Source organism: Streptomyces sp. NPDC050856 (assembly GCF_040653855.1).
Taxonomy (GTDB): Bacteria; Actinomycetota; Actinomycetes; order Streptomycetales; family Streptomycetaceae; genus Streptomyces.
On sequence record NZ_JBFAGV010000015.1, the window covers coordinates 100945 to 127221 of the forward strand.

The window sequence follows — 26277 nt, forward strand, 5'->3', positions numbered from 1 at the left end:
CCCTCACACCCCGGTCGTCCCGTCGACGCCCTCGCGCAACAGGTCGGCGTGGCCGTTGTGGCGGGCGTACTCGTGGATGACGTGCAGCATCACATGGCGCAGCGATACCTCCACCCCCCACCTGGCGCTGTAGGCGGTGACGTCGAGCGACCGCGCCGCCGACTCGACGCGGCGGGAGTGCTCGACCTCCGCGCGCCAGGCGGCGAACGCCTCCTGGCCGGTGGCGGAACTCGCGTCGTAGGCCGCCTGGTAGTCGCCGTCCGGCGACCAGACCAGCGGCACGTCCTCGCCGTCGATCGTCCGGCGGAACCAGGCGCGTTCCACTTCGGCCATGTGGCGCACCAGACCGAGCAGGGTCAGCGTCGACGGGGGCATCGCGCGGCGGCGCAACTCCTCGTCGGAGAGGCCCTCGCACTTCATGGCGAGGGTGGCGCGGTGGAAGTCCAGGAAGCCGCGCAGCGTTTCGCGCTCGCCGCCGGTGCGGGGCGGGCCGACGCGTTCGGTGGGCATGTGCGAAGTCCTCTCGTGGCGGGGGCCGTCGGCGTGTGCGAAGCCCCCGTCACGCTACCGGGGCGGTCCGGCCCGGAACACGGCCTCGTCCCCCCGGCCGCTCCGCCCGGCCCCCGGCCCGGGCCGGGGGCCGCGCCCGGGTCACCCGGAGCGCACCTCGTCGGCGATGTCCCGCACCGCGGCCAGCGCGCGGCGCAGCAGGCCCGGTCCGAAGGTGACCCTTGTGGCGCCCAGCCGGCCCAGTTCGGCGACGGCCGGGCCGCCGGGCACGGCGACCGCGTTGAGCGGGGCGCCGATCTCGGCGCGCAGCCGCGGCAGGTGCTCGGGCGGCGCCATGATGGGGTAGACGCAGTCGGCGCCCGCCGCCCGGTACAGCCGGCCCCGGACGATCGCGTCCGCCGGGTCGGCGCCGTCGTGCAGGAAGGTGTCGACGCGGGCGTTGACGAAGAGCCGGTCGCCCGCCTCCGCCCGTACCCTCGCCAGCCAGTCGGCGTGCGCCGACGGGTCCTTGAGGGCGCCGTCCTCGGAGTCCTCCAGGTTCACCCCGACCGCGCCCGCCGCCAGGACGCGCGCCACCAGCTCACCGGGCGCGAGCCGGTAGCCGCCCTCGACGTCGGCCGAGACCGGGACGGACACCGAGCGGGTGATACGGGCCACGGCCGCGAACATCTCGTCCGCGGGGGTGGCCCCGTCCTCGTACCCGAGACAGGCCGCGACGCCGGCGCTGGGCGTGGCCAGTGCCGGGAAGCCCGCCGCCGCGAAGACCCGGGCGCTCGCGGCGTCCCAGGGGCCGGGCAGCACGAGGGGGTCATCCGGCGCGCGCCCGTGGTGCAGCGCGCGGAAGGTCTCCACCGGGGTGGGCTCCACAGGAATGCCTCCGGGGTAAGGGGCGGCCGGTCACCCGGGGACCGGCCGGCGGGGCGTCAGCTTTGGAACCGGCCGGGGCTGTAGTGCCCCGGGACCGCGCGGGTGGTGACCGCCACCCGGTTCCAGGCGTTGGTGACCGTGATCGCCGAGATCAACCGGGCCAGCTCCGGCGCGTCGAAGTGCGCGGCGGCCCGGTCGTACACCTCGTCGGGCACGAAACCGTCCGTCAGCAGCGTCATCGCCTCGGTCAGTTCCAGGGCGGCTAGCTCCCGCTCGGTGTAGTAGTGGCGCGACCCGCGCCAAGCGCCGAGCTGGACGATCCGGTCCACCGTCTCACCGGCCGCGAGGGCGTCCTTGGTGTGCATGTCCAGGCAGAAGGCGCACTGGTTGAGCTGCGAGGCGCGGATCTTCACCAGCTCCGTCACCACCGGGTCCAGGCCCTCCCGGGCGACCGCGTCCAGCCGCATCATGGTCCGGTAGACCTCGGGCACGTGCTTGGCCCAGGCGAGCCGGGGCGGCTGCTCCGGCACCTTCTCGTCGTCGTTCCTCGTGGTCACGGCCACGACCGTACGCGCGCCGTGGCGCAGAGGTATGGTCCACTTCCGTGACGGAAACCCGGGCCACTTTCGGCGCCGACCTGCATCTGGAGCTGCGCGGGCCCGGGCTGCGCGCGGGCCTGGCCGAGGCGCTGCGGGAGGCCGTACGCACCGGGCGGCTGGACCCCGGGACCCGGCTGCCGTCCTCCCGGTCGCTCGCCGCCGACCTGGGCATCGCCCGCAACACGGTCGCCGACGCGTACGCCGAACTGGTCGCCGAGGGCTGGCTCACCGCCCGGCAGGGCTCGGGCACCCGGGTGGCCCGGCGCGCCACCCCGCGCGGGTCCCCGGCGGCGCGGGCGCCGTGGCCGCACCGGGGCGACCCGGCCCGGACGGCGTGTCCGGCCGAGCGGGTGCACCCGGCCGAGCGGGTGCGCCCGCGCGACCCGGTGTACCCACCCGATCAGGTGTACCCGCGCGATCCGGGGTGCGCGGCCGGTCCGGCGGATCCGGCCGGCACGCCGCACCGCGCGCCGGAGGAGAGCCGGCGCCCGACGGCCCCGCGCGAGGGCCCGGGCCCCGCGCCGCGGCGCACGGCCGTCCACAGCCTCCACCCGGGCGCCCCCGACCTCGGCTCCTTCCCCAGGGCCGGCTGGCTCAAGGCGGCCCGGCGCGCCCTGACCACCGCACCGCACGAGGCGTTCGGCTACGGCGACCCGCTCGGGCGGGTGGAACTGCGCACCGCGCTGGCCGAGTACCTGGCCCGCGCCCGGGGCGTGTACGCCGACCCGGGCCGGATCGTGATCTGCTCCGGCTTCGTGCACGGCCTGGCCCTGCTGGGCGAGGTGCTGCGGGCGCGGGGGGCGCGCGAGGTGGCCGTCGACTCCTACGGCCTCGACCGGCACTGGGAGCTGCTCGGCCGGGCCGGCCTGCGCACCCCCGCCCTGCCCTTCGACGCGCACGGCACCCGCACCGGCGACCTGGACCGCCAGGGCGCGGTGCTGCTGACGCCCGCCCACCAGTTCCCGCTCGGGGGCGCGCTCCACCCCGACCGGCGCGCCGCGGCCGTGGACTGGGCGCGGCGCCGCGGCGGGCTGGTCCTGGAGGACGACTACGACGGGGAGTTCCGCTACGACCGCCAGCCCGTGGGCGCCCTCCAGGGCCTGGACCCGGAGCGGGTCGTCCACCTCGGCACGGCCAGCAAGTCCCTGATCCCCGGCCTGCGGCTGGGGTGGATGGTGCTGCCCGGGGACCTGGTGGGCCCGGTGGCCCGGGCGAAGGGCGACACCGACTGGACCGGCAGCGCGCTGGACCAGCTCACGCTCGCCGAGTTCCTCACCTCCGGCGCCTACGACCGGCATGTCCGGGGCATGCGGCTGCGCTATCGCCGGCGCCGCGACCAGTTGGTGGCCGCGCTCGCCGCGCGGGCGCCGCACGTCCGGGTGAGCGGCATCGCGGCGGGCCTGCACGCCGTACTGGAACTCCCGCCGGGCACCGAGCGGTCGGTCGTCCGGGCCGCCGCCCGGCAGGGCCTGGCCCTCGGTGGCCTGGACGGGTACCGCCACCCGGACGTGGCGCCGGGGCGCGGTGACGCGCTGGTGGTCGGGTACGCCACCCCGCCGGACAGCGCGTGGGCGGGCGCGCTGGACGCGCTGTGCCGGGTGCTGGCCCGGCCGGGCGCGGCGGCCCGGCCGGACCGGCCTCACCGGGGCGCGGGGCGGCCATCTAATGTGTGCGACGGTTCAGGTCCATCGGAGGGCCTTGGTGACGACGGGGAGGACGGCGGATGCGCAGGCTGAGGTCGAGCACGGTGGTGCTGGGCGGCATGGGGGTGCTCGCGGCGACGATCACGTCCTGCGGCTCGGAACCCGACAAGCGCTGCGTCGACCCGGTGACGCGCAAGGAGCTGCCCAGCTACAAGTGCAAGGGCGGCAGCGGCGGCGGGACGTACTACTACGGGGGCCGGTCCAGCGACGGCAAGGTCAGCGGCGGCAGCTTCGACAAGGCCGCGGTCGACCGGGGCGGTTTCGGCTGCTCCGGCTCCGGCGGCGGATGACCGGGCCCGCCGATGAAACGTCACACCATCGAACCCCGCCCCGGCTGGCAGCGGACCGTGGAGGAGCAGGGGCTCATCTACCCGCTCACCCGTTACCCGGACGGCTCACTGCGCCCGTACTGGGACGAGAGCGCCTACTACGTCTTCTCGCTGCCCGAGGTCGAGGCGCTGGAGGAGGCCGTGGAGGAGCTGCACGCCATGTGCCTGGCCGCCGCCGGGCACATCGTGGAGCACGACCGCTTCGCCGACCTCGGCATCACCGACCCCCGGCTGGCCTCCCTGGTCGCCGAGTCGTGGCGGCGCCGGGCCGAACTGCCGACCGTCTACGGCCGCTTCGACCTGCGCTACGACGGCACGGGCCCGGCCAAGATGCTGGAGTACAACGCCGACACCCCGACCTCACTGGTGGAGGCCGCCAGCCCCCAGTGGTTCTGGATGGAGGAGCGCTTCCCCGGCGCCGACCAGTGGAACTCCCTCCACGAGCGGCTGGTCGACGCCTGGAAGCGGCAGGCCCCGCTGCTGCCGCCGGGACCGGTGCACTTCGTCCACTCCGACGGCGACGAGCTCGGCGAGGACCTGATGACGGTCGCCTACCTGCGTGAGACCGCCGAACAGGCCGGGCTCGACACCGAGGCCCTGTCGGTGGAGCAGATCGGCTGGGACCGGCTGTCCGGGCGCTTCGTCGACGACCGGCTGCGCTTCATCCGCAGCTGCTTCAAGCTCTACCCGTGGGAGTGGCTGACGACCGACCGGTTCGGGCCGCACGTCCTGGACACCCTCGACAACGGTGGCGGCACCGGCACCACCTGCTGGATCGAGCCGGCGTGGAAGATGCTGCTGTCCAACAAGGCGCTGCTGGCGGTGTTGTGGGAGCTGTACCCCGGCCACCCGAACCTGCTGCCCGCCTACCTCGACGGCCCGCGCGAACTGGCCGACACCCGCGGCTACGTCGCCAAACCGCTGCTCGGCCGGGAGGGCGCCGGGGTCACCGTCCACGAGCCCGGGACCGCCCCCGTCGTGCGGGAGGAGCCGTGCTGCTACCAGGAGCTGGCCCCGCTGCCCGCCTTCGACGGCAACCGCGTGGTGCTCGGAGCCTGGGTCGTCGGCGACGAGGCGGCGGGGCTGGGCATCCGGGAGTCGGCGGGGCTGGTCACGGACGAGTACGCCCGCTTCCTGCCGCACGTCATCCTCTGACGGCGGCCCCCAGCACCTGGCGCAGCTGCTCCAGGCCCCAGTCCAGGTCCTCCTTGCTGATGACCAGCGGTGGGGCGATCCGGATGGTGGAGCCGTGGGTGTCCTTCACCAGGACCCCCCGCTCCATCAGCCGCTCCGAGATCTCCCGCCCGCTGCCCAGGCCCGGCGCGACGTCCACCCCGGCCCACAGGCCGCGGCCGCGCACCGCGTCCACGGTCCCGCCGCCCACCAGCAGCCCCAGCTCCTGGTGGAGGTGGTCGCCCAGCTCGGCCGCCCGCTGCTGGTACTCGCCGGTGCGCAGCATGGCGATCACCTCCAGCGCCACCGCGCACGCCAGCGGATTCCCGCCGAACGTCGAACCGTGCTCGCCCGGCCGGTGCACCCCGAGCACCGCCGCGCTCGACACGACCGCCGACACCGGCACCACGCCGCCGCCCAGCGCCTTGCCCAGGACGTACACGTCCGGCACCACGCCCTCGTGCTCGCAGGCGAACGTGCGGCCGGTGCGGCCCAGACCGGACTGGATCTCGTCCGCGACGAACAGCACGTCCCGCCGCCGGGTCAGTTCGCGGACCCCGGCCAGATACCCGTCCGGCGGCACCAGCACCCCGGCCTCGCCCTGGATCGGCTCCAGCAGCACGGCCACCGTCTCGTCGGTCATCGCCGCCTCGAGCGCGGCCAGGTCCCCGTACGGGACGACGTCGAACCCCGGTGTGTAGGGGCCGTGGTGGTCGCGGGCCTCGGGGTCGGTGGAGAAGCTGACGACGGTGGTGGTGCGGCCGTGGAAGTTGCCGTCCGCCACGATGATCCTCGCCGCGCCGTCCGGCACGCCCTTGACGCGGTAACCCCACTTGCGGGCGGTCTTCACGGCCGTCTCCACCGCCTCCGCCCCGGTGTTCATCGGCAGGACCATCTCCATGCCGCACAGCTCCGCGAGCCGGTCGCAGAACTCCGCGAACCGGTCGTGGTGGAAGGCGCGGGAGGTCAGCGTCACCCGTTCGAGCTGCGCCTTGGCGGCGTCGATCAGCCGGCGGTTGCCGTGCCCGAAGTTCAGCGCCGAGTAGCCGGCGAGCATGTCCAGGTAGCGCCGCCCCTCGACATCGGTCATCCACGCCCCGTCCGCCGAGGCGACCACGACGGGCAACGGATGGTAGTTGTGGGCGCTGTGCGCCTCCGCGGAAGCGATCACGTCTTGCGTTCTCGACACGGGATCTCCGTTCGTCCTGCGGCCGGGGGCGGGAGTCGCGCCCCTTCCTATCGTCGCTCGCGGCGCGGGCGGGGAAACCTCCGATCCGGGGGCGGTGACCGGGGCGGTGACGCCGGCCGCGGGCCCGCCGGCGGCCCCCCGGCTGTGTTCCTCGTCTCATTCCCGCCGGCGCTGCGCCATGGGGGCGCTCGGTTCCGGAGCTGTCCGCGGTACCTGAGAGAATGATGGGCATGGCCTCCGATCGCCCGCCCGTCGCCCTCCACCACCCCGAGGGGAATGCCTCCGCCATGCAGCGTCGCCCGCGTGTGCTCTCCGGTATCCAGCCCACCGCGGGCTCGTTCCACCTCGGCAACTACCTCGGCGCGGTCCGGCAGTGGGTCGCCCTGCAGGAGACCCACGACGCCTTCTACATGGTGGTCGACCTGCACGCGATCACGGTGCCGCAGGACCCGGCGGAGCTGCGCGCCAACACCCGGCTCGCCGTGGCCCAGCTGCTCGCCGCGGGGCTCGACCCGGAGCGGTGCACGCTCTTCGTGCAGAGCCACGTCCCCGAGCACGCCCAGCTCGGCTGGGTGATGAACTGCCTCACCGGCTTCGGCGAGGCCAGCCGGATGACCCAGTTCAAGGACAAGTCCGCCAAGCAGGGCGCCGACCGGGCCACGGTCGGCCTGTTCACGTACCCGATCCTCCAGGTCGCCGACATCCTGCTCTACCAGGCCCACCAGGTCCCGGTCGGCGAGGACCAGCGCCAGCACATCGAGCTCACCCGCGACCTCGCCGAGCGGTTCAACGCCCGCTTCGGTGAGACGTTCACGGTCCCGGCGCCGTACATCCTGAAGGAAACGGCGAAGATCTACGACCTCCAGGACCCGGCGATCAAGATGAGCAAGTCGGCGTCCACGCCGAAGGGGCTGATCAACCTGCTGGACGAGCCGAAGACGACCGCGAAGAAGGTGAAGAGCGCCGTCACGGACACCGACACCGTGATCCGCTTCGACCCGGAGCACAAGCCCGGCGTCAGCAACCTGCTGTCCATCATGGCGACCCTCACCGGCAAGCCCGTCGCCGACCTGGAGCGGGACTACGAGGGCAAGCTGTACGGGGCGCTGAAGACCGACCTCGCCGAGGTCATGGTGGACTTCGTCACCCCCTTCCGGACCCGTACGCAGGAATACCTGGACGACCCCGAGACGCTGGACTCCATCCTGGCCAAGGGCGCGGAGAAGGCGCGCGGAGTCGCGGCCGAGACCCTGGCGCGGACGTACGAGAGGGTGGGCTTCCTGCCCGCCAAGCACTGACGCCGCGCACCTGCCGAGCGCCCTGGCCATACGGGGGGTGCAGCCGCCACACTGGCGCTGCGCCCGACCACCGGACCGACCGAACGAACGAGGAGTGAGGAGAACGACGTGGGGACCGTAACGCTCGGCGTTTCGATCGCGGTCCCGGAGCCCTACGGCAGCCTGCTCCAGGAGCGGCGCGCGGGCTTCGGGGATCCCGCCGCTCACGGCATCCCCACCCACGTCACCCTCCTGCCGCCGACCGAGGTGGAGGCGGCCCGGCTGCCCGCGGTCCGGGCGTACCTGGCCGAGGTCGCCGCGGCCGGCCGGAGCTTCCCGATGCGGCTGAGCGGCACGGGCACCTTCCGTCCGCTGTCACCGGTGGTCTTCGTCCAGGTGGTGGAGGGCGCCGCGGCCTGCTCCTGGCTCCAGCAGCGGGTCCGTGACCCGCGGGGCCCGCTCGCCCGCGACCTCCAGTTCCCGTACCACCCCCATGTGACCGTGGCGCACGGCATCGCCGAGGAGGCGATGGACCGGGCGTACGAGGAGCTGGCCGGCTTCGAGGCCGCCTGGGACGTCGCCTCGTTCGCGCTCTACGAGCAGGGCGCCGACGGGGTCTGGCGCCAGCTGCACGAGTACGAGTTCGGTGCCGGCCGGGCGGCGGCGGGTGTGCCCGCGCAGGGCTCACCCCTGGACGAACCGGCCGCCACCCGCACCTGAGGCGGTGCGGCCGGCCGGCCGCGCGGTCGGCTCACAGCCGCCGGCCCGCAATCGCCGGCTCACAGCGGCAGGCGGCGGAAGAGCGGGCGCGGCAGATGGCGCAGCGCCGACATCACCACACGCAGCACGCCCGGCACCCAGACCACCTCCGCGCGCCGCCGCAGGCCCCGCTCGATCGCCTCGGCCACCGCCTCGGGGGTGGTGGCCAGCGGCGCCTCCGGCAGAGCGGCGGTCATCCCGGTCCGCACGAACCCGGGCCGGACGACCATCACGTGGACGCCCGAACCGTGCAGCGCGTCGCCCAGCCCCTGGGCGAAGGCGTCCAGGCCGGCCTTGCTGGAGCCGTACACGAAGTTGGCGCGGCGGACCCGCTCCCCGGCCACCGACGAGAGCACCACCAGCGAGCCGTGACCCTGGGTGCGCAGGGCGTTCGCGCAGACCAGGCCCGCCGATACGGCGCCGGTGTAGTTGGTCTGGGCCACCCGGACGGCGGCGCACGGGGTGGCCTCGTCGTGGGCCTGGTCGCCCAGGACGCCGAAGGCCAGCAGCACCATGTCGATGTCGCCGTCGGTGAACAGCTTGGCCAGGGTCTCCTCGTGCGAGGCCGGGTCCAGGGCGTCGAAGGGCACGGTACGGACGGTGGTGCCCGGCCCGCCGAGCTCCCGCAGGGAGTCGGCCGCCGCGTCCAGCGCCGGCGAGGCGCGCCCGGCCAGCCACACCGTACGGGTGCGGCGGGCGACCAGCCGGCGGGCGGTGGCCAGGGCGATCCCGGACGTACCGCCCAGGACGAGCAGGGACTGCGGGGTGCCGAAGGCGTCCTTCACTGCTGTGCTCCTTACAGGGCGAGGCGGCGGGCGAGGTCGGAGGTGAAGACCCCGCCGGGGTCCAGCGCGGCGCGCAGCGCGCGGAACTCGGGCAGGCGCGGGTACATCGCGTCCAGCAGTTCCGGCCGCAGCCGGGAGTCCTTGGCGAGGTAGACCCGGCCGCCGGCGGCGACCACCTCCTCGTCCAGCTCGTCGAGGAACGCGCCCAGGCCCGGCAGCCGGGCCGGGATGTCCAGCGCCAGCGTCCAGCCGGGCACCGGGAACGACAGCCAGCCGGGGTCGGACTCGCCGAACCTCTTCAGCACCGCGAGGAACGACGGGCAGCCGCGCCGGGCGATCCGGCGCACGATCCGGCGCAGGGTCTCCTCCTGGCCGTACCCGACGGCGAACTGGTACTGGACGAACCCGCCGCGCCCGTAGACGCGGTTCCAGTGCGGCACACCGTCCAGGGGGTGGAAGAAGGTGGAGATCCTCTGGAGCTCGTCGGTGCGGCGGCGCGGGGCCGCGCGGTACCACAGCGCGTTGAACAGGCCGACGGTGGCGCGGTTGAGCAGTCCCTCCGGCAGCAGCTCGGGGGCGGCGGGGAGCCGGCCGGGCCGGAAGGCCAGCGGCGCGCCGCGCGCCCGGCGCGGCAGCGCCTCGCATCGGGCGTGGTCGCCGCGCGTGAGGACCGCGCGGCCGGTGGCGGCGCCGCGCGCGAGCAGGTCGACCCAGGCGACGGAGTAGCGGTAGCGGTGGTCGGTGGTGGTGAGCCGGGCCAGCAGGTCGTCCAGGTCGGTGGCGCGTTCGGTGTCCACGCTCATCAGCGACGTCTCGACGGGCAGGAGCCGCACGGTGGCCGAGAGGATCACCCCGGTCAGGCCCATGCCGCCGGTGGTGGCGTCGAAGAGGTCGCTGCCGGCCGGGACGGCACGGACCTCCCCGTCGGCGGTCAGCAGGTCCAGGGCGGTGACATGGCGGCTGAAGGACCCCGAGACGTGGTGGTTCTTGCCGTGGATGTCGGCGGCGACCGCCCCGCCGACGGTGACGTACCGGGTGCCGGGGGTGACCGGGACGAACCAGCCCAGCGGCAGCAGCACCTCCATCAGGCGGTGCAGGCTCACCCCGGCGTCGCAGACGACGACACCCGCCTCGGCGTCGATGGAGCGGATCCCGGCCAGGCCGGTCATGTCGAGCACGGCGCCGCCCGCGTTCTGCGCGGCGTCGCCGTAGGACCGGCCGAGGCCGCGCGGGATGCCGCCCCGGGCGCCGCAGCCGCGTACCGCGGCGGCGACCTCCCCGGGGCTGCGGGGGCGCAGGACGCGGGCGGCGGTGGGGGCGGTCCGGCCCCAGCCGGTCACCGGCTCGGTGGGGGGGTCGGCTGCTGGCATGGGAGCGAAGGTATCGCCGTATATGGCTGATTTGCGGGGTTTGTGGGCTGACTCGCCGAAATGGGTGATTAAACGAGTGTCATGAAAGATTGCCGCGCCACCAGCGGCGCGGCGCGCGAGAGTCGCCCCTGGTGCACGTCGTCGTGCCTGAAAGGGGTGGTGCAGATGCGATACGCCGGCCATGCGGGCGCCGACCACCGGCTGCTCGCCGCCGTGCGCGGGTACGGGCGCCGCCGGCCCGTCGCGCTGGCCGCCCGGGCGCTGTCGTACGGCGGCGAACACGGCGCGCTGTGGCTCGCGGCCGGGTGCGCGGCGGCGGCGACCGACCGGCCCCGGCGCCGGGCCTGGCTGCGCGGTACGGCGGTGATCGGCGCCGCCCATCTGACCAGCATGGGGCTGAAACGGCTGGTGCGCAGACCCCGGCCGGGTGGGGTGGCCAGGCCCCTGGTGCGCACCGCGGGACGGCACTCCTTCCCCAGCTCGCACGCCGCATCGGCGGTCGCCGCCGCGGTCACCTTCGGCGCGCTGCACCCGGCGGGCGGGCGCGTGGCGGGGCCGCTGGCCGCCGCCATGTGCCTCTCCCGGGTGGTGGTCGGCGTGCACTACCCGACGGACGTGGCGGCGGGCGCGCTGCTGGGCGCGGTGACGGCGCGGCTGGGTCTCGGCTGGACGCGGCGGGGGGCCGGGGCGCATGCCTGAGCTGCCCACCCACCCGCCGTCCGCCGCCGGCCCGCTGGCCCCCCGCACTCCCCGGGCCGCCGGCCCGCCGCCGGCGCCGCCGGCCGCCCGGGCGCTCCGCACCCCGCCCGAGCTCCGCGCCCCCCTCGGCCGGGGCCCGCGTCCGCCCCGGACGGCGGCCGGAGCCCCGCGCCCGGCGGGTCTGGGCGTGCCGCTCGGGCTGCTGCGCGCCGCGCGGCCCCGCCAGTGGGTCAAGAACGTCCTCGTCGTCGCCGCGCCGGCCGCCGCCGGGGAGCTGGTGTCGTGGCCCAGCGCCCTTCGCCTGGGCGTGGTCTTCCTGCTGTTCACCGCCGCCGCGGCGGCGGTCTACCTGGTCAACGACGCGCGGGACGCCGACGCCGACCGCGCCCACCCCGTCAAGTGCCGCCGTCCGGTGGCCGCCGGTGACGTGCCGGTACCGGTGGCGTACGCGGCCGGATGCGCCCTGGCGCCGGCCGCCGTGGTGGGCGCGGCCGTCCTGTGCAACGCCATGACGGCCGCGCTGCTGGCCGCCTACCTCGTCATGCAGTTCGCCTACTGCCTGCGCCTCAAGCACGTCCTCGTGGTGGACCTGGCCGTCGTCACCACCGGGTTCCTGATGCGGGCGATGGTCGGCGGGGTCGCGCTCGACATCCCGCTGTCGCGCTGGTTCCTCATCACCACCGGCTTCGGCGCCCTGTTCATGGTCTCCGCCAAGCGGTACTCGGAAGCCGTGCAGATGGCCGGCCGCGACGGCGCCACCCGGGCCCTGCTCACCGAGTACACCACCGGATACCTGCGCTTCGTCTGGCAGCTGGCCGCCGGGGCGGCCGTACTGGGCTACTGCCTGTGGGCCCTGGAGAGCGGCGGCACCGCCAACGGCTCCCTGCTGCCCTGGCGCCAGCTCTCCATGATCGCCTTCATCCTGGCCGTCCTGCGGTACGCCGTCTTCGCCGACCGGGGCACCGCCGGCGCTCCCGAGGACGTCGTCCTGCGCGACCGCGCCCTGACCGTCATCGGGCTCGTGTGGGCGTCGATGTACGGGATGGCGGTCGCCGACCTGTGAGCGTCACCGGACGCGAACTGGCCTGCTTCCTCGGCGTCGGGCTGGTCGCGTACGCCACCGACCTGGCCCTCTTCCTCCTGCTGCGCGGGCCGCTCGGCCTGGACCCGCTGACCGCCAAGGCGCTGTCCTTCCTGGCCGGCTGCACGGTCGCCTACCTCGGCAACGCCCGCTGCACCTATCGGCGCCGGAGCGTACGCGCCGGCGAGTACGGCGTGTTCTTCGCCGTCAACCTCGCCGGGGCCGCCGTCCAGCTGCTGTGCCTCGGCGTGTCGCACTACGGGCTCGGGCTGACCTCCGCCCGCGCCGACACCGTCTCCGGCCTCGGCGTCGGCATGGTGCTCGCCACCTGCCTGCGCTTCTGGGGCACCCGTACGCTCGTGTTCGCCGGCCGGGGGTAGGCGTACCGGCATGGACTGGCTGACCAAGCTCCCCGTCATCGGCCCATGGGCGGCCCGGCTCATGCGCACCCACGCCTGGCGTTCGTACGAGACCCTCGACCACGTCCACTGGACGCGGCTGGCCGCCGCCATCACCTTCACGAGCTTCGTCGCGCTCTTCCCGCTGATCACCGTCATCGCCGTCGTCGGCGCGGCGCTGCTCAGCGAGGAGCAGGTCCGCACCATCGAGCGCACGCTCAGCGACCAGGTCCCCGGCATCTCCGACCAGCTCGACATCGACGGCCTGGTGTCCAACGCCGGCACGGTCGGGCTGGTCGCCGGTGGCGTGCTGCTGTTCACCGGCATCAACTGGGTCGGCTCCATGCGCGACTGCCTGCGCGCCGTCTGGGAGTGCGACGACGGCGACGAGGAGAACCTGTTCGCCCGCAAGGGCAAGGACACCCTCGTACTGCTCGGCCTCGGCGCCACCGCGCTGGCCTCGCTCGCCGCCTCGGCCCTGGGCTCCACCGCCGTCGGCTGGAGCGCCGCCGAGCTCGGCATCTCCAAGGGCGGCGCCGGGGGAGTCCTGCTCCAGGTCGCCGCCCTCGCGGTCGCCGTCCTCGCCGACTTCCTGCTCCTGCTCTACCTGCTGACGCTGCTGCCCGGCGTCGAACCGCAGCGCCGCCGCCTGGTCGTGGCGGCGCTGATCGGGGCGGTCGGCTTCGAGCTGCTGAAGCTGCTGCTCGGCGGCTACATGAGGGGCGTGGCCGCGAAGTCCATGTACGGCGCGTTCGGAGTGCCCGTGGCCCTGCTGCTGTGGATCAACTTCACCGCCAAGCTGCTGCTGTTCTGCGCCGCCTGGACGGCCACGCCCAGCAAGGCGGACGGCGGCACGGCTAAGGACGCGGCCGGCGGCGCACCGGCAGCGGCCAGCGCCGGTTGACCAGGAACACCGCGCCCGACAGCAGGACCACCGCCCCGCCGGCCACCGCCAGCGCCGTACCGACACCGCCGTGCCCGGCGACCGCCGCCCTGGCCGTGTCGGCGGGCGAGTCCAGGCCGCCGCCCGACCGCCCGTCCAGGCCGCCGGGGGTGTCCGTCCCGGTCCGCACCGACCTCGGCGGCACCAGCTCGCCGATCGGCCTGACCTTCCCGGCCGCCGCGAAGCCCCAGTCCAGCAGCCGCGCCGCCTCCTTGTAGACGGCGTGGCCCTCCTTGGCCGACGGGTTCATGACCGTGACCAGCAGCACCTTGCCGCCCCGCTCGGCGATGCCGGTGAAGGTGGCGCCGGCGTGCGTGGTGCTGCCGTTCTTCACGCCCGCGATGCCCTTGTACGGCGGTATCCCGTAGTCGCCGGTCAGCAGCCGGTTGGTGTTCTGGATCTCGAACGTCTCGCGCTTCTTGCCGGGCTTGAGCTCGCCGGGGAACTTCGCGCGCGGGGTCGCGCAGTACTCCCGGAAGTCCTTGTTCTGCATCCCGCTGCGGGCGATCAGCGTCAGGTCGTACGCGGAGGAGACCTGTCCCACGGCGTCGTAGCCGTCCGGCGAGACGACGTGGGTGTCGAGCGCCTGGAGCTCGGCGGCGCGCTCGTTCATCTCCCGGACCGTCTTGCCGACGCCGCCGTTGATCTCCGACAGCACGTGCACGGCGTCGTTGCCGGAGCGCAGGAAGACACCCAGCCACAGGTCGTGGACGGTGTAGGTCTGCTTCTCCTTCAGCCCCACCAGGCTGGAGCCCTCCCCGACGCGCGCCAGCTCCTCCCGGGTGACCAGGTGCGACTGCGTCCTGGGCAGCTTGGGCAGCACCGTGTCGGCGAAGAGCATCTTCAGGGTGGAGGCCGGGGGAAGCCGCCAGTGCGCGTTGTGCGAGGCCAGGACCGCGCCGCTCTCCGCGTCCGCGACGATCCAGGACCGGCCCGACACCTGCTTGGGCAGGACCGGCACCCCGGGCGCCAGGTTCACCTGGGTGCCCGGCTTCGCGAGCTGGCGACCGCCGACCGCCGACATCACGGCCGGCGGCTGCGGCTGCTTGTCCTCCTTGGTGTCCGCCAGCGCGGGGGAGGAGGCGAAGACCGGCAACAACGCGGCAGCAGCGACCGTCAACGCGGTCCTTCTCAGAGCAGACACGGTCGAGAAAGTACAGGGGCCGTCCGGCGAAGCCGTCATCCCACCCCGCGCGAGCCGCCCCGGGGGCGGCGGCGATACTGAAGCCATGAAGCTCAGCCGCCCCGCCTCCTGGTTCCTGCTCGCTTTCGGGGTGTGGAGCTGGTTCATCTGGATCACCTTTGTCAAGAACCTGTGGAACGACGCGAGCGGTCTCGCCTTCGACGACGCGGGCGACCCGACCGGGTACTTCTGGGTCCATCTGCTGCTCGCCATTACGTCCTTTGTCTTGGGGACGGTGGTGGGCGTCATCGGGTTGCGTGGCGTGCGCGCCCTGCGCCGCGAACGCGGATCCCGGGGATAAGGGGCACCGGGCCGTGGTCGTCGCTCTGCTCGTGATCATCATGATCGTCGCCCTGCTGACGGCGGTGCACTGGTACGTCTGGCGACGACTGGTGCGCGATGTGACCGTCCCCGGCGGGCCGGCGCGACGGGCGGGCACGGTGGCGATGATCGTACTGCCCCTGCTGTCGCTCGGCGCGCTGACGGCCGGCCGGGCGGGCGCGCCGTTCTGGCTCCAGCAGACCCTGGCCTGGCCGGGATTCCTCTGGCTGGCTCTGCTGCTGTACCTGGTGCTGGCCCTGGTGGCCGGCGAGGCGATACGCCCCCTGCTGCTCCGCCGGCCGGTCCGCCGACCGGTCGACCGGCGGGAGGCGACGGCGGACGGGGGCGCGGGTGCGGGGCCCGCCGGCCCGGCTGCAACCCGAGCGGTGCCCGCCCGTGGGGAGGACGGCGCGGTGACGTCCGGGGCCGGGCGGCGTCCCGCTCCGGCGCCCACGGCCCCGGCGGCCCCCACTCCGGTACCGGCCGCCCCCGCGCCCGGCCGTGGCGCGTCCGGCGGATCGGCACCGGGCGCTCCCGTACCCGACGGGCCCGGGCCGGCCGACGCCGCCTCCGGAGCCTCCGAAGTGCCGTCCGACGCGCCGTGCGGATCGTCCTTCGGCACGGCCGCCGGCCAGGTCTCCCGCCGGCTGTTCGTCTCGCGGGTCGTCGGCGGGGCGGCCGCCGCCGCTGCCGTGGGCACCGTCGGGTACGGGGCGCACGGCGTCCTGCGCGGGCCCCGGGTCAAGCGGGTCACCGTGCCGCTCGCCAAGCTGGCGCGGGGCGCGCACGGGTACCGGATCGCGGTCGTCAGCGACATCCACATCGGACCCATCCTCGGGCGCGCCCACACGCAGCGCATCGTGGACACCATCAACGCCACCCAGCCGGATCTGGTGGCCGTCGTCGGTGACCTCGTCGACGGCACCGTCGAGAACCTGGGTCGGGCGGCCGAGCCGCTCGCCCGGTTGCGGGCCCGGCACGGGACGTTCTTCGTGACCGGCAACCACGAGTACTTCTCCGGTGCCGAGCAGTGGGTCGAGCACGTCTCCGAGCTGGGCCTGCGCCCGCTGCGCAACCAGCGCGTCGAGATGGCCGGATTCGACCTGGCAGGCGTCAACGACGTGGCCGGGCGGAGCGAGGGCGACGGCCCGGACTTCGTGGCCGCGCTCGGCGACCGGGACCGGGCACGGGCCGCCGTGCTGCTGGCCCACCAGCCGGTCGTCGTCCACGACGCCGTACGGCACGGGGTGGACCTCCAGCTCTCCGGCCACACGCACGGCGGCCAGCTCTGGCCCGGCAATCACCTCGCGGAGCTCGCCAACCCGACCGTCGCCGGACTCGAACGGTACGGGGACACCCAGCTCTACGTGTCGCGGGGCGCGGGCGCCTGGGGGCCGCCGGTCCGGGTGGGCGCGCCGTCGGACATCACGGTCGTGGAGCTGGCCTCCCGGCAGGCGTAGCGGGCCGCCCCTCCGTCTTCGGGGCCTCCGCTTCCGCCCCTTCCGCCTCCGGCCTCGGCGCCTTCGCCGCCACCGCGCCGGGCAGGAACTCCGCCAGCACCTCGTGCACCTGCCGCACCAAGGGCCTGAGCACCCGGTAACGGGACAGCGCGACGGCCCGCGCCGCGATGGGCGCCGTCCGCTCGACCAGGCGGCGGCTGCGCTCGGCGCCCTCCGAGCGGTCGTACACCCAGAACAGCACCAGACCCATCTGCATCAGCCACATCAGATGCGGTAGCAGCTCCCGCAGTTCGGGGGCGGTTTTGGTGTCCGAGCCGGAGAGCACCCGCTCGTGCACGGAGACGGCGGCCTCGCGCGCCGCCACCGACTCGGGGGAGAAGGGGCTGAGCGGACTCTCGGGATCGGCGGCGTTCTTGAAGAACTGGGCCGCGAAGCGGTGGTACGGCTCCGCCACGTCCAGCCAGGTCAGCAGGGTGCCCCGGATCCGCGCGGCGAGGTCGGGGCCGCCCGCCAGCACGGGCCGGACCGCCGCCTCGTGCTCGGCGGCGATCCGGTCGTAGAAGCCCTGGACCAGGTGCTCCTTGGAGGAGAAGTAGTAGTACGCGTTGCCGACGGAGACGCCCGCCTCCTGGGCGATGGCCCGCATCGTCGTCCGGTCGTAACCGCGCTCCTGGAAGAGCCGGAGAGCGGTTTCCAGGATGAGGGTGCGGGTCTGCTCGCTCTTGGGCCGCACACCGCCGGCCTTGACGTCGTCCTTCACGCTGCCCGAGCCTAATCGGGGGACGCGGCCCCCCTGGCACCCGCCGCCGGGAAAAGGTGAGGCGGCCGGGGCCCGCCGGGCCTACCGTCGGCCGGGTGACGCTCTCTCATGACGTGCCCGGCGACGGGCCCGTGGTCGTACTCCTGCACTCCGGGCCCGCTGGACCTCGCCGCCGTCCGGGCACCCTGCCTCGCCGTCTCCGGCGCGCGCGACCTGCCGGACTTCCGGGAGGCCGCCGCCCGCCTGGCCGCCCGGCTTCCGGACGCCCGCCACGTGGAACTGGACTGGGCCGGTCATCTGCCGGGCCTGGAACGCCCGTCGGGGGTCACCGCACCGCTGACCGGATTCCTCGGACGGGCGCTGAGGAGAGTGCCCGCACCGTAGCGTCGCCCCCGGGCGGGGCGGCCCGGGTGGCGAGGGGCGGACGGGCGGGCGGACGGCACGGTGACGACACGGCCCGAACCCGTCAGCTCTCCCGCACCGAGATCGCCTGCACCGGGCAGGCGCGGGCCGCCTCCCGTACCAGCGGGCTGCCCGCGCCGTCCTCCCGGCCGGCCAGCAGCGCGCCGAAGCCGTCGTCGTCCTGGGTGAACACCCCCGGCTCGGTCAGCGCGCACTGCCCCGCGCCGATGCACAGGTCCTTGTCGATCGAGATCCGCATGTTCGGCGGTCCCCTCACCAGGTCACGGGGAGTTCGAGCATCCCCTGGATCGTGTCGCCCGGCTTGAACGGGATCTCCTCGGCGGGCGCGGCGAGCCGCAGCCCCGGCAGCCGGGCGAAGAGCGTGGCCAGGGCGATCTCCATCTCCGCCCGCGCCAGGTTCTGCCCCAGGCACTGGTGGATACCGAAACCGAAGGCGACATGATGGCGCATCGAGCGGTGCCAGTCGAGCACATCCGGCTCGGTGAAGTAGCCCGCGTCGCGGTTGATGACCGACGTGGAGAAGACGACGCCCTCGTCCCGGCGGATCACCTCGCCCGCCACCTCGATGTCCGCCAGCGCGACCCGCAGCATCCCGTCGGCGATCGACAGGAACCGCAGCAGCTCCTCCACCGCGGCCCCCATCAGCGCCGGCTCGGCTCTCAGCTCGGCGAGCCGTTCGGGGTGCTGGAGCAGGGTGAAGGTGCCCAGCGAGATCATGTTGGCCGTGGTCTCGTGGCCCGCCACGAGCAGGATGGTGGCCAGCTCGACCAGTTCCTGCCGGTCGAGCCGGCCCTCCGCCAGCCGGCGGGCGATCAGCTCGTCCAGCAGACCGTCCCCGGGCTTGTCCTGTTTGCGCTCAACCAGTTCGCCGAAGTACCCCTCCAACTGGTCGCGGGCGTCCTGGGAGTCGGCCGCGGCGGGCCCGCGCAGCAGCCGGCGCGACTGCTCCTCGAAGAAGTCATGGTCGGTGTAGGGCACCCCGAGCAGGTCGCAGATCACGATGGACGGCACCGGCAGGGCGAAGTCGTTCACCAGCTCGGCGGGCGGCCCCTGGGCGATCATCGCGTCCAGCAGCTCGTCCACGGTCCGCTGGATCCGGGGCCGCAGGTCGGCGATCCGCTTGAGGCTGAAGCTGGGGATGAGCATCCGCCGCTGCGCGTTGTGCTCGGGGTCGTCCACGCCCAGGAGGGCCACCCGGCGGCGTGGCCGCACCTCGGCGAACCGCTGGGTGGGGAAGGGGAACGCCTCGTTGGTGGTGTCCGTCGACAGCCGCTGGTCGGACAGGAGCCGGCGGGCGACCGCGTGCCCGGTGACGACCCACACCGAGCGGCCGTCCCACAGGGTGACGCGGGACAGCGGCCGGTCCTGGCGCAGCGGCTCGTACGCGGTGGGCGGGTGGTAGGGGCAGGTGCGGTCCTGGGGGAACGCGACGGCTTCCGTCATGGTGGCCTCACAGGCGAAGGATCGGCGCGGAATGGGACGTGCCGATCTCCACTACATGCCCCGCACACACACGTGGTCCATGCGTAGTTCGGCCAAACCGCTGGAAGGACGGGATTCGCCGCGCCACCGTTGACCCGGAGCCGGCCGCCTCGACCCGAGTCGCCCCGTCCCTCCGCCCACCCCGCCGGGGGCGGCCGCCGGGGCTCTCCGCTACGCGCTCAGCGAGCGCGCGTAGTTGAGCTGGCCCATCACCATCGGGAACGTCTGGGGCCCGGTCGCCGGGATCATGGTCGAGTGGTGACGGCCGCCGCTGGTGACGGTGACCTGGATGAACCCGGTCGTCGTCTTCTCCTTCATCAACAGGAACAGCAGCCCCAGCAAGCAGAAGACGGCGAAGACCACCGCCAGCACGATGGCGTGCGTGGGGATCTTCTCCTCCGTACGCGACATGTCGGTGGCGTTCCACACGGCGCCCTTGAGCGGCATGGTTCCCGACGGCGTCACGATGGAGTCCGACAGCACGGTGATGTCACCGATCGACACCAACGGCGCCCCCCCGCCGCCGTAGGGCATCACGGGGTACTCCGGCGGGTAGCCGTACCCGGGCCCTGCCGCCGGGTACCCGTAGCCCGGAGCCCCGGGAGCCCCCGGAGGCTGAGCCGGACCCCACTGGTACTCCCCGTCCGCGTACGGATTCGGCTCGCTCATGTCCCCGTCCTCACTGCTGCGCACGATGGCCAAAGGCCCGTTCCTGTACGGGTGAGCGTACAGAAACGGGCCTTCGGACGGTGCGTCAGCGGCGAGCGCGGGAGGTTCAGTAGCGGCGCGTGATCAGGGCGCGCTTGACTTCCTGGATCGCCTTGGTGATCTCGATGCCGCGCGGGCAGGCCTCGGTGCAGTTGAACGTGGTGCGGCAGCGCCACACGCCGTCCTTGTCGTTGAGGATCTCCAGCCGCTGCTCCCCGGCCTCGTCACGCGAGTCGAAGATGAAGCGGTGCGCGTTGACGATGGCCGCCGGGCCGAAGTACTGCCCGTCGTTCCAGAACACCGGGCAGGACGAGGTGCACGCGGCGCACAGGATGCACTTGGTGGTGTCGTCGAACCGCTCGCGGTCCTCGGCCGACTGCAGCCGCTCCCGCGTCGGCTCGTTGCCCTTGGTGATGAGGAAGGGCATCACGTCGCGGTACGCCTGGAAGAACGGCTCCATGTCCACGACCAGGTCCTTGAGGACCGTCAGGCCCTTGATGGCCTCGACCGTGATGGGCTTCTCGGGGTTGATGTCCTTGATCAGCGTCTTGCAGGCGAGCCTGTTCTTGCCGTTGATCCGCATGGCGTCCGAACCGCAGATGCCGTGCGCGCAGGAGCGGCGGAAGGTCAGCGAGCCGTCGACGTCCCACTTGATCTTGTGGAGGGCGTCGAGCACCCGCTCCTTGGGATCGATCTCGATCTGGAAGTCCTGCCACTGCGCCTCGTCGGAGATCTCCGGGTTGAAGCGGCGGATCCGGAGGGTGACCGTGATGTACGGCGAGTCGGCGAAGCCCGCCTCGGCCTTTTCCAGTACGGGGGTAGCCATCAGTACTTACGCTCCATCGGCTGGTAGCGGGTCTGGACGACCGGCTTGTAGTCGAGACGGACGGTCTCGGTGCCGTCGGCGCCGACCTCGCGGTACGCCATGGTGTGGCGCATGAAGTTGACGTCGTCGCGGTTGGGGTAGTCCTCGCGGTAGTGACCGCCCCGGGACTCCTTGCGGGCCAGCGCCGAGACGGCCATGACCTCGGCCAGGTCGAGCAGGTTGCCCAGCTCGATGGCCTCCAGCAGGTCCGTGTTGAACCGCTTGCCCTTGTCCTGGATGGACACGTTCAGGTACCGCTCGCGCAGCTCCGCGATCTTCTCCACCGCGGTCTTGATCGTCTGCTCGGTGCGGAACACCATCACGTTGGCGTCCATCGTCTCCTGCAGCTCACGGCGGAGCACCGAGACCCGCTCGGTGCCGGTGGAGCTCGTCAGCCGCTCGACCTGCTCGCGGACGAACGCCTCGGGGTCGTCCGGCAGCTCGACGTAGTCGTTGGTGGCCGAGTACTCGGCGGCGGCGATACCGGCCCGCTTGCCGAAGACGTTGATGTCCAGCAGCGAGTTGGTGCCCAGGCGGTTGGCGCCGTGCACCGAGACGCAGGCGACCTCACCGGCGGCGTACAGGCCCGGGACGACCGTGGTGTTGTCCGCGAGGACCTCACCCATGACGTTGGTCGGGATGCCGCCCATGGCGTAGTGCGCGGTGGGCTGGATCGGGATCGGGTCCGTGTAGGGCTCGATGCCCAGGTACGTACGCGCGAACTCGGTGATGTCCGGGAGCTTGGCGTCGAGCTGCTCCGGCGGCAGGTGGGTCAGGTCCAGGTAGACGTGGTCCCCCTCGGGACCGCAGCCGCGGCCCTCGCGGATCTCCGTGTAGATGGAGCGGGAGACGACGTCGCGCGAGGCGAGGTCCTTCATGACCGGCGCGTACTTCTCCATGAAGCGCTCGCCGTCCTTGTTGCGGAGGATGCCGCCCTCACCGCGGGCGCCCTCCGTCAGCAGGATGCCCATGCGCCAGATGCCCGTCGGGTGGAACTGGAAGAACTCCATGTCCTCCAGCGGCAGGCCGCGCCGGTAGCAGGCGGCCTGGCCGTCACCCGTCAGGGTGTGCGCGTTGGAGGTCACCTTGAAGAACTTGCCGGTGCCGCCGGACGCGTAGATCACGGCCTTCGCCTGGAAGACGTGGATCTCACCGGTGGCCAGCTCGAAGGCGACCACACCGGCCGACTTGCGGACGCCGTCGACCTCGGTGATGAGCTGGTCCAGGACGTAGAACTCGTTGAAGAACTCCACGCCCTCCTTGACGCAGTTCTGGTACAGCGTCTGGAGGATCATGTGGCCGGTGCGGTCCGCGGCGTAGCAGGACCGGCGCACCGGCGCCTCGCCGTGGTTGCGGGAGTGGCCGCCGAAGCGGCGCTGGTCGATGGTGCCGTCCGGGGTCCGGTTGAACGGCAGGCCCATCTTCTCCAGGTCGAGGACGGCGTCGATGGCCTCCTTCGCCAGGATCTCGGCGGCGTCCTGGTCGACCAGGTAGTCACCGCCCTTGACCGTGTCGAAGGTGTGCCACTCCCAGTTGTCCTCCTCCACGTTGGCCAGCGCCGCGGCCATGCCGCCCTGCGCGGCGCCCGTGTGGGAGCGGGTCGGGTAGAGCTTCGTCAGCACGGCGGTACGGCTGCGCTTGGTGGCCTCGATGGCCGCGCGCATGCCCGCGCCACCGGCGCCGACGATGACGGTGTCGTACTTGTGGATCTTCATTGGTCTCGTCAGCCCCGGCTTTAGCGGATGTTCGGGTCGAAGGTGAAGATCACCAGCGTGCCCAGAAGGATGGTGAACACCGTGGCGGTGTACAGCAGGCCCTTGAGCCACAGGCGCGTGTTCGGCCGCTCGGCGTAGTCGTTGATGACGGTACGCAGGCCGTTGGCGCCGTGCAGCATCGCCAGCCACAGCATCAGCAGGTCCCAGACCTGCCAGAACGGGGACGCCCAGCGGCCCGCCACGAAGGCGAAGCCGATCTTGGAGACGCCGCCGTCCAGCACGAGCTGGATCAGCAGGTGGCCGATGACGAGGACGACGAGGACCACACCGGACAGGCGCATGAAGAGCCACGCGGCCATCTCGAAGTTGCCGCGGGACGACCTGGGGGTCCGCTTGGTCCGCTTGCGGGGCGGCTCGATGAGGGGGGCGGGGTTGTCGACGTCGTAGAGACGCACGGGCTCGCCGCCCTCGACGGGACCGATCGCGGAAGTGGTGGTGTCAGTGGACATCTCTGGCGTCAGCTCCCGAACACTTCACGTACGGCGTGGCCGAGGACGGGGTACAGCGCGCCCACCATCAGCACGAACCAGACCGCCATCACGGTCCAGAGCATGTGCTTCTGGTAGCGGGTGCCCTTGGACCAGAAGTCCACGGCGATCACTCGAAGGCCGTTGAGCGCGTGGAAGAGGATGGCCGCGACGAGGCCGTATTCCAGCAGTGCGACCAGCGGCGTCTTGTAGGTGGCGACGACCTCGTCGTACGCCTCGGGGGAGACACGGACGAGGGCAGTGTCCAGTACGTGTACGAACAGGAAGAAGAAGATGAGGACGCCGGTGACTCGATGAGCCACCCACGACCACATGCCTTCCCGGCCGCGGTACAGCGTTCCAGCCGGCACGGAAAAACCCTCCGGGAGCGGATTTGGGGTCGGCCGGCTTCTCTGTCGGTCGGACCCGGCCGGGTACGGTCCACCGGCCCCGGTCATCGTAGCGACGAGATGTCGGTTCCCTCGCGCGGGGTCGGCAGGTGTGATCAAACAGGCAATCAAACGAGCACGTACGGCCTACCCCTCGGTGCGACATTCCACTCCATTCCGCCATAAGTCGGGCCAGCCGGGCGCGGGCGAGTCGCCGCGGCCCGTCGGCGGCGGGGGCCCGCTCCGCGCCCGGCCCGCCGTCCGTCCGGCGGTGGGCGTCCGCCGGCACCTGATGGAGGCGCCCGCGGGGCCGGTGGCCGCCCCGGCGGATCACGGGGCGGGAGGCGCGCCGGGGGACTCTCCGGCCTGGGGGGCGGCGCTGAGCGCGAAGCGGGCGGCCGGCGGCGTCCCGGGCGGCGGCTCGGGGAACGTCCCGCCCCCCGGCGCCTCGTCCGGCTCGGCGAGGGACAGGTCGTGGCCGGCCCCGTCGGCGCCGGCCGGCGGCGCGACCCCGTGGGGCACGGGCGGTGGGCGGCCACCGCCCGGCCCACCGGCGGCGGCACCGGGCCGAGCCGGGCGGCCCGGCGGTTCGCGGGGCGCCGCCGGCGGCGGCGAGCGCCCGGTGACGCGCTGGGCAGCGCGGGTTCCCCGGCGAGGGACACGGGACGGCGGAGAAGTCGTGAGGAAAGAGGGGAGGTGAGGGGCATTTTGTCACCCCCGGTGAGTGGGTGCTGTACCAGAGATGCGGGAAGTTCACCCGGAAGAGAGAGTTTCAGTACAGGTGAAGGACGTACTCGGGGCTGCGGAGGAGGTTGAGCGCGTGATCCGGCATACCAGCAGAGCCCTGCTCGCGGCGGTGATGGCGCTGTCCGCCACCGCCGTCGGCTGCACCAACGGCGCCGGCGCCCCCGCCGGCAGCGCACCGGCGACGGAGGGGTACCGGGCCCCGACGCCCACGCCCACCGCGACGCCCACGCCCACCCCCACGCCGACCCGGAGTCACCCGCTCTCCGCCGCGCCCCGCACCATCCCGGCCGTCCGCGAGCACGAACCAGCCCGGGGTCCGGGCTGGCGGCCCGGCAGCACCAGCGCGGTCGTCCTCGCCAAGGGCAGCGCGGCCCTGGCCGACGAGGCCCGGCTGCTCGCCAGGGAGCTGAGGACCGGCTACCGGGGCGAGGCCGCGGCCCGCCCGGGCGATGTGGAACTGGCGCTGGACAGCGCCCAGGCGGGTGGCGCCGAGTCCTACCACCTCACCGTGCGGGACAACCGGGTACGGATATCCGGCCCCGACCAGGCGGGTGTCTTCTACGGCACCCGCACGGTCAAACAGGCGCTGCGCTCGGGTGGGGCGGTGCCCGAGGGCGTCGTCCGGGACCGGCCGGCCAAGCCCCAGCGCGGGCTGATGCTCGACATCGCCCGCAAGCACTTCGACGCGGCGTGGATCGAGGCACGGCTGCGCGAGATGGCCGACCTCAAGCTCAACCAGCTCGGGCTGCACTTCTCCGACGACCAGGCGTTCCGCATCGAGTCGTCCTCCCACCCCGAGGTGGTCTCGCGGCAGCACCTCACCAAGGACGAGGTGCGGCGCGTCGTCGCGCTGGCGCGGAGCCTGCACATCCAGGTCGTCCCGGAGATCGACTCGCCGGGGCACCTGGGGGCGGTGATCGCCGCCCATCCCTCGCTCCGGCTGACCAACGCCCAGGGCCGGGTGGCGCGCGGCGCGGTCGACATCGCCGACCCGCGGGCGGCGCGGATCGTCGACGACCTGCTGCGCGAGTACGCGGGCCTCTTCCCCGGCTCGTACTGGCACCTGGGCGCCGACGAGTACCAGGCGCTGATGGCCCGCGACCCCGAGGCGTCCTACCCGGGGCTGGCGGCCGAGGCGCGTCGCAAGCACGGCCCCGGTGCCCGCGTCCAGGACCTGGCGACCAGTTGGCTGAACGACCGCGCGGCGGTGGTGCGGCCCACCGGCAAGCGGCTCAAGGCGTGGAACGACGGGTTCTTCCGGGGCGGTGTGGTGAGCGTCGCCAAGGACATCGAGGTCGCGTACTGGACGGGCAAGGAGATCGGGGCGCGGCCACCGGAGGAGTACCTGGCCGGGGGCCGCAAGATGGTCAACTACAACGACGAGTACCTCTACTACGTGCTCGGTGAGCCCAACCGGTTCACCTATCCCACCGGCCGCCGCATCTACCAGGAGTGGACCCCGCTGGTGGTGCGCGGCACCCGGCCGGTCCCCGAGCGGTACGCGGACCAGATCCAGGGGGCCAGTTTCGCCGTCTGGTGCGACCTGGCCGGTGCCCAGACATCCGAACAGGTGGCCCGGGGCATCCGTATGCCGTTGAACGCCCTGTCCCAGAAGCTGTGGCACCCGGGCAAGCCGGCCATGAGCTGGTCGGGGTTCACCGCGCTGGCGGACAGGCTGAACGGCTAGGAAGGAGCGGGTATGACGACCGACAGGCGTGAGGACGGGACCGGAGCGCGACCGAGCACGGCCCGGGAGGAGCTGCTGGACGAGTTCGAGGAGGCCGAACTGCGCCTCGACGACGGCGCGGCGACCGAGCACGACGGTGAGGCGGCCGACTCGCTCACCCCGAGCCGGTCCGGGCAGGCCTCCGCCCGCGAGAACGACGAGGACGAGTAGGCCGGGCGGGGCGGGCAGGGTCCGCCGGCCGGCCGCGTGACGGGGCCCGCACCTGCCACCCGGTCGGCGGCGCGAGGGCGCGACGACGGGAACAAGCCGTACCAGTGACGGTTTCCGG

The 26277-nt window shown here is 73.4% G+C and carries 29 protein-coding genes and 1 pseudogene; 14 read left to right on the forward strand and 16 right to left on the reverse strand.

Features of this window, described 5'->3' with window-relative positions; genetic code table 11:
• Positions 1 to 3 precede the first annotated feature (3 nt).
• The 3 genes from AB0H53_RS16330 to AB0H53_RS16340 all read right to left on the reverse strand — a co-directional run bounded on the left by AB0H53_RS16330 (position 4) and on the right by AB0H53_RS16340 (position 1934).
• Complete coding sequence (locus AB0H53_RS16330; protein ID WP_362112706.1) at positions 4 to 510, reverse strand: DinB family protein; 507 nt, start codon at positions 508 to 510, stop codon at positions 4 to 6.
• 141 nt (positions 511 to 651) lie between these two features.
• The gene (locus AB0H53_RS16335) at positions 652 to 1377 is read right to left on the reverse strand and encodes an isocitrate lyase/phosphoenolpyruvate mutase family protein (RefSeq protein ID WP_362112709.1); all 726 of its coding nucleotides are present in this window, start codon (positions 1375 to 1377) and stop codon (positions 652 to 654) included.
• A 56-nt stretch (positions 1378 to 1433) separates the two neighbouring features.
• A complete protein-coding gene (locus tag AB0H53_RS16340) occupies positions 1434 to 1934 on the reverse strand; it encodes a carboxymuconolactone decarboxylase family protein (protein ID WP_362112712.1) in 501 nt (166 codons plus the stop codon).
• A 47-nt stretch (positions 1935 to 1981) separates the two neighbouring features.
• Here AB0H53_RS16340 and AB0H53_RS16345 point away from each other — a divergent pair, with 47 nt between their 5' ends.
• From AB0H53_RS16345 to AB0H53_RS16355, 3 genes are read left to right on the forward strand one after another with little or no spacing between them, the layout of a single operon-like run.
• The gene (locus tag AB0H53_RS16345; protein ID WP_362112715.1) at positions 1982 to 3712 is read left to right on the forward strand and encodes a PLP-dependent aminotransferase family protein; all 1731 of its coding nucleotides are present in this window, start codon (positions 1982 to 1984) and stop codon (positions 3710 to 3712) included.
• Complete coding sequence (locus AB0H53_RS16350) at positions 3700 to 3969, forward strand: hypothetical protein (RefSeq protein WP_362112718.1); 270 nt, start codon at positions 3700 to 3702, stop codon at positions 3967 to 3969. The genes AB0H53_RS16345 and AB0H53_RS16350 overlap by 13 nt, the downstream gene beginning before the upstream one ends.
• A gap of 12 nt (positions 3970 to 3981) precedes the next feature.
• Positions 3982 to 5163 (forward strand): glutathionylspermidine synthase family protein, encoded by a 1182-nt coding sequence (locus AB0H53_RS16355; protein ID WP_362112721.1) that lies wholly within the window; start codon positions 3982 to 3984, stop codon positions 5161 to 5163.
• Here AB0H53_RS16355 and rocD read toward each other — a convergent pair.
• Positions 5153 to 6370 carry an ornithine--oxo-acid transaminase gene (gene rocD, locus AB0H53_RS16360; protein WP_362112724.1) on the reverse strand — a complete coding sequence of 406 codons (1218 nt, stop codon included), beginning with the start codon at positions 6368 to 6370 and terminating at the stop codon, positions 5153 to 5155. The genes AB0H53_RS16355 and rocD overlap by 11 nt on opposite strands.
• A 287-nt stretch (positions 6371 to 6657) precedes the next feature.
• Here rocD and trpS point away from each other — a divergent pair, with 287 nt between their 5' ends.
• Both trpS and AB0H53_RS16370 read left to right on the forward strand, forming a co-directional pair.
• Positions 6658 to 7668 (forward strand): tryptophan--tRNA ligase, encoded by a 1011-nt coding sequence (trpS, locus tag AB0H53_RS16365; protein ID WP_362112852.1) that lies wholly within the window; start codon positions 6658 to 6660, stop codon positions 7666 to 7668.
• A 108-nt stretch (positions 7669 to 7776) separates the two neighbouring features.
• Entirely contained in the window at positions 7777 to 8367 is a 591-nt protein-coding gene (locus AB0H53_RS16370; RefSeq protein ID WP_362112727.1) for a 2'-5' RNA ligase family protein, read from the forward strand.
• Between the two features lie 59 nt (positions 8368 to 8426).
• On the opposite strand, the gene AB0H53_RS16375 is transcribed toward AB0H53_RS16370, so the two are convergent.
• Together AB0H53_RS16375 and AB0H53_RS16380 are read right to left on the reverse strand one after the other, a co-directional pair.
• On the reverse strand, positions 8427 to 9191 hold the full coding sequence (locus tag AB0H53_RS16375) for a decaprenylphospho-beta-D-erythro-pentofuranosid-2-ulose 2-reductase (RefSeq protein ID WP_362112730.1): 765 nt from the start codon (positions 9189 to 9191) through the stop codon (positions 8427 to 8429).
• 11 nt (positions 9192 to 9202) lie between these two features.
• Positions 9203 to 10561 (reverse strand): FAD-binding oxidoreductase, encoded by a 1359-nt coding sequence (locus tag AB0H53_RS16380; RefSeq protein ID WP_362112733.1) that lies wholly within the window; start codon positions 10559 to 10561, stop codon positions 9203 to 9205.
• A gap of 165 nt (positions 10562 to 10726) precedes the next feature.
• Here AB0H53_RS16380 and AB0H53_RS16385 point away from each other — a divergent pair, with 165 nt between their 5' ends.
• From AB0H53_RS16385 to AB0H53_RS16400, 4 genes and pseudogenes are all read left to right on the forward strand, one after another.
• Complete coding sequence (locus AB0H53_RS16385; protein ID WP_362112736.1) at positions 10727 to 11260, forward strand: phosphatase PAP2 family protein; 534 nt, start codon at positions 10727 to 10729, stop codon at positions 11258 to 11260.
• The gene (locus AB0H53_RS16390; RefSeq protein ID WP_362112739.1) at positions 11253 to 12323 is read left to right on the forward strand and encodes a decaprenyl-phosphate phosphoribosyltransferase; all 1071 of its coding nucleotides are present in this window, start codon (positions 11253 to 11255) and stop codon (positions 12321 to 12323) included. The genes AB0H53_RS16385 and AB0H53_RS16390 overlap by 8 nt, the downstream gene beginning before the upstream one ends.
• Positions 12320 to 12744 (forward strand): annotated as a pseudogene (locus AB0H53_RS16395) (GtrA family protein). The gene AB0H53_RS16390 and the pseudogene AB0H53_RS16395 overlap by 4 nt, the downstream one beginning before the upstream one ends.
• On the forward strand, positions 12732 to 13643 hold the full coding sequence (locus AB0H53_RS16400; RefSeq protein WP_362112742.1) for a YihY/virulence factor BrkB family protein: 912 nt from the start codon (positions 12732 to 12734) through the stop codon (positions 13641 to 13643). The pseudogene AB0H53_RS16395 and the gene AB0H53_RS16400 overlap by 13 nt, the downstream one beginning before the upstream one ends.
• Here AB0H53_RS16400 and AB0H53_RS16405 read toward each other — a convergent pair.
• Complete coding sequence (locus AB0H53_RS16405) at positions 13597 to 14826, reverse strand: D-alanyl-D-alanine carboxypeptidase (protein ID WP_362112745.1); 1230 nt, start codon at positions 14824 to 14826, stop codon at positions 13597 to 13599. The two genes, AB0H53_RS16400 and AB0H53_RS16405, sit on opposite strands and share 47 nt — an antisense overlap.
• A gap of 85 nt (positions 14827 to 14911) precedes the next feature.
• Here AB0H53_RS16405 and AB0H53_RS16410 point away from each other — a divergent pair, with 85 nt between their 5' ends.
• Together AB0H53_RS16410 and AB0H53_RS16415 are read left to right on the forward strand one after the other, a co-directional pair.
• On the forward strand, positions 14912 to 15166 hold the full coding sequence (locus AB0H53_RS16410) for a hypothetical protein (protein WP_362112748.1): 255 nt from the start codon (positions 14912 to 14914) through the stop codon (positions 15164 to 15166).
• Positions 15167 to 15206: 40 nt separating this feature from the next.
• Positions 15207 to 16646, forward strand: coding sequence for a metallophosphoesterase (locus tag AB0H53_RS16415; protein ID WP_362112855.1), 1440 nt, complete (start codon positions 15207 to 15209; stop codon positions 16644 to 16646).
• Here the strand turns inward: AB0H53_RS16415 and AB0H53_RS16420 are convergent.
• Positions 16612 to 17406 (reverse strand): TetR family transcriptional regulator, encoded by a 795-nt coding sequence (locus AB0H53_RS16420; protein ID WP_362112751.1) that lies wholly within the window; start codon positions 17404 to 17406, stop codon positions 16612 to 16614. The two genes, AB0H53_RS16415 and AB0H53_RS16420, sit on opposite strands and share 35 nt — an antisense overlap.
• A gap of 108 nt (positions 17407 to 17514) precedes the next feature.
• On the opposite strand from AB0H53_RS16420, the gene AB0H53_RS16425 reads away from it, so the two are divergent.
• Positions 17515 to 17790 carry a hypothetical protein gene (locus AB0H53_RS16425; RefSeq protein ID WP_362112754.1) on the forward strand — a complete coding sequence of 92 codons (276 nt, stop codon included), beginning with the start codon at positions 17515 to 17517 and terminating at the stop codon, positions 17788 to 17790.
• Positions 17791 to 17872: 82 nt separating this feature from the next.
• Here the strand turns inward: AB0H53_RS16425 and AB0H53_RS16430 are convergent, their stop codons facing one another.
• From AB0H53_RS16430 to AB0H53_RS16465, 8 genes are all read right to left on the reverse strand, one after another.
• Complete coding sequence (locus AB0H53_RS16430; RefSeq protein ID WP_362112757.1) at positions 17873 to 18067, reverse strand: ferredoxin; 195 nt, start codon at positions 18065 to 18067, stop codon at positions 17873 to 17875.
• A gap of 14 nt (positions 18068 to 18081) precedes the next feature.
• The gene (locus tag AB0H53_RS16435; protein WP_362112760.1) at positions 18082 to 19272 is read right to left on the reverse strand and encodes a cytochrome P450; all 1191 of its coding nucleotides are present in this window, start codon (positions 19270 to 19272) and stop codon (positions 18082 to 18084) included.
• A gap of 210 nt (positions 19273 to 19482) precedes the next feature.
• Positions 19483 to 19980 (reverse strand): hypothetical protein, encoded by a 498-nt coding sequence (locus tag AB0H53_RS16440; protein ID WP_362112763.1) that lies wholly within the window; start codon positions 19978 to 19980, stop codon positions 19483 to 19485.
• Positions 19981 to 20086: 106 nt separating this feature from the next.
• Positions 20087 to 20845, reverse strand: coding sequence for a succinate dehydrogenase iron-sulfur subunit (locus tag AB0H53_RS16445; RefSeq protein ID WP_362112766.1), 759 nt, complete (start codon positions 20843 to 20845; stop codon positions 20087 to 20089).
• Positions 20845 to 22599: a succinate dehydrogenase flavoprotein subunit gene (gene sdhA, locus AB0H53_RS16450; protein WP_362112769.1), complete on the reverse strand. Its 1755-nt coding sequence runs from the start codon at positions 22597 to 22599 to the stop codon at positions 20845 to 20847. Before sdhA ends, AB0H53_RS16445 begins: the two co-directional genes overlap by 1 nt.
• Before the next feature lie 20 nt (positions 22600 to 22619).
• Positions 22620 to 23108 carry a succinate dehydrogenase hydrophobic membrane anchor subunit gene (locus tag AB0H53_RS16455; protein WP_362112772.1) on the reverse strand — a complete coding sequence of 163 codons (489 nt, stop codon included), beginning with the start codon at positions 23106 to 23108 and terminating at the stop codon, positions 22620 to 22622.
• Positions 23109 to 23116: 8 nt separating this feature from the next.
• Positions 23117 to 23497, reverse strand: coding sequence for a succinate dehydrogenase, cytochrome b556 subunit (sdhC, locus tag AB0H53_RS16460; protein ID WP_362112775.1), 381 nt, complete (start codon positions 23495 to 23497; stop codon positions 23117 to 23119).
• Positions 23498 to 23845: 348 nt separating this feature from the next.
• Entirely contained in the window at positions 23846 to 24037 is a 192-nt protein-coding gene (locus AB0H53_RS16465; protein ID WP_362112778.1) for a hypothetical protein, read from the reverse strand.
• Between the two features lie 337 nt (positions 24038 to 24374).
• Between AB0H53_RS16465 and AB0H53_RS16470 the strand changes: the two genes are divergently transcribed.
• Together AB0H53_RS16470 and AB0H53_RS16475 are read left to right on the forward strand one after the other, a co-directional pair.
• Positions 24375 to 25949, forward strand: coding sequence for a glycoside hydrolase family 20 protein (locus AB0H53_RS16470; protein WP_362112858.1), 1575 nt, complete (start codon positions 24375 to 24377; stop codon positions 25947 to 25949).
• Between the two features lie 12 nt (positions 25950 to 25961).
• A complete protein-coding gene (locus tag AB0H53_RS16475; RefSeq protein WP_362112781.1) occupies positions 25962 to 26159 on the forward strand; it encodes a hypothetical protein in 198 nt (65 codons plus the stop codon).
• The last annotated feature ends 118 nt before the right edge of the window (positions 26160 to 26277 follow it).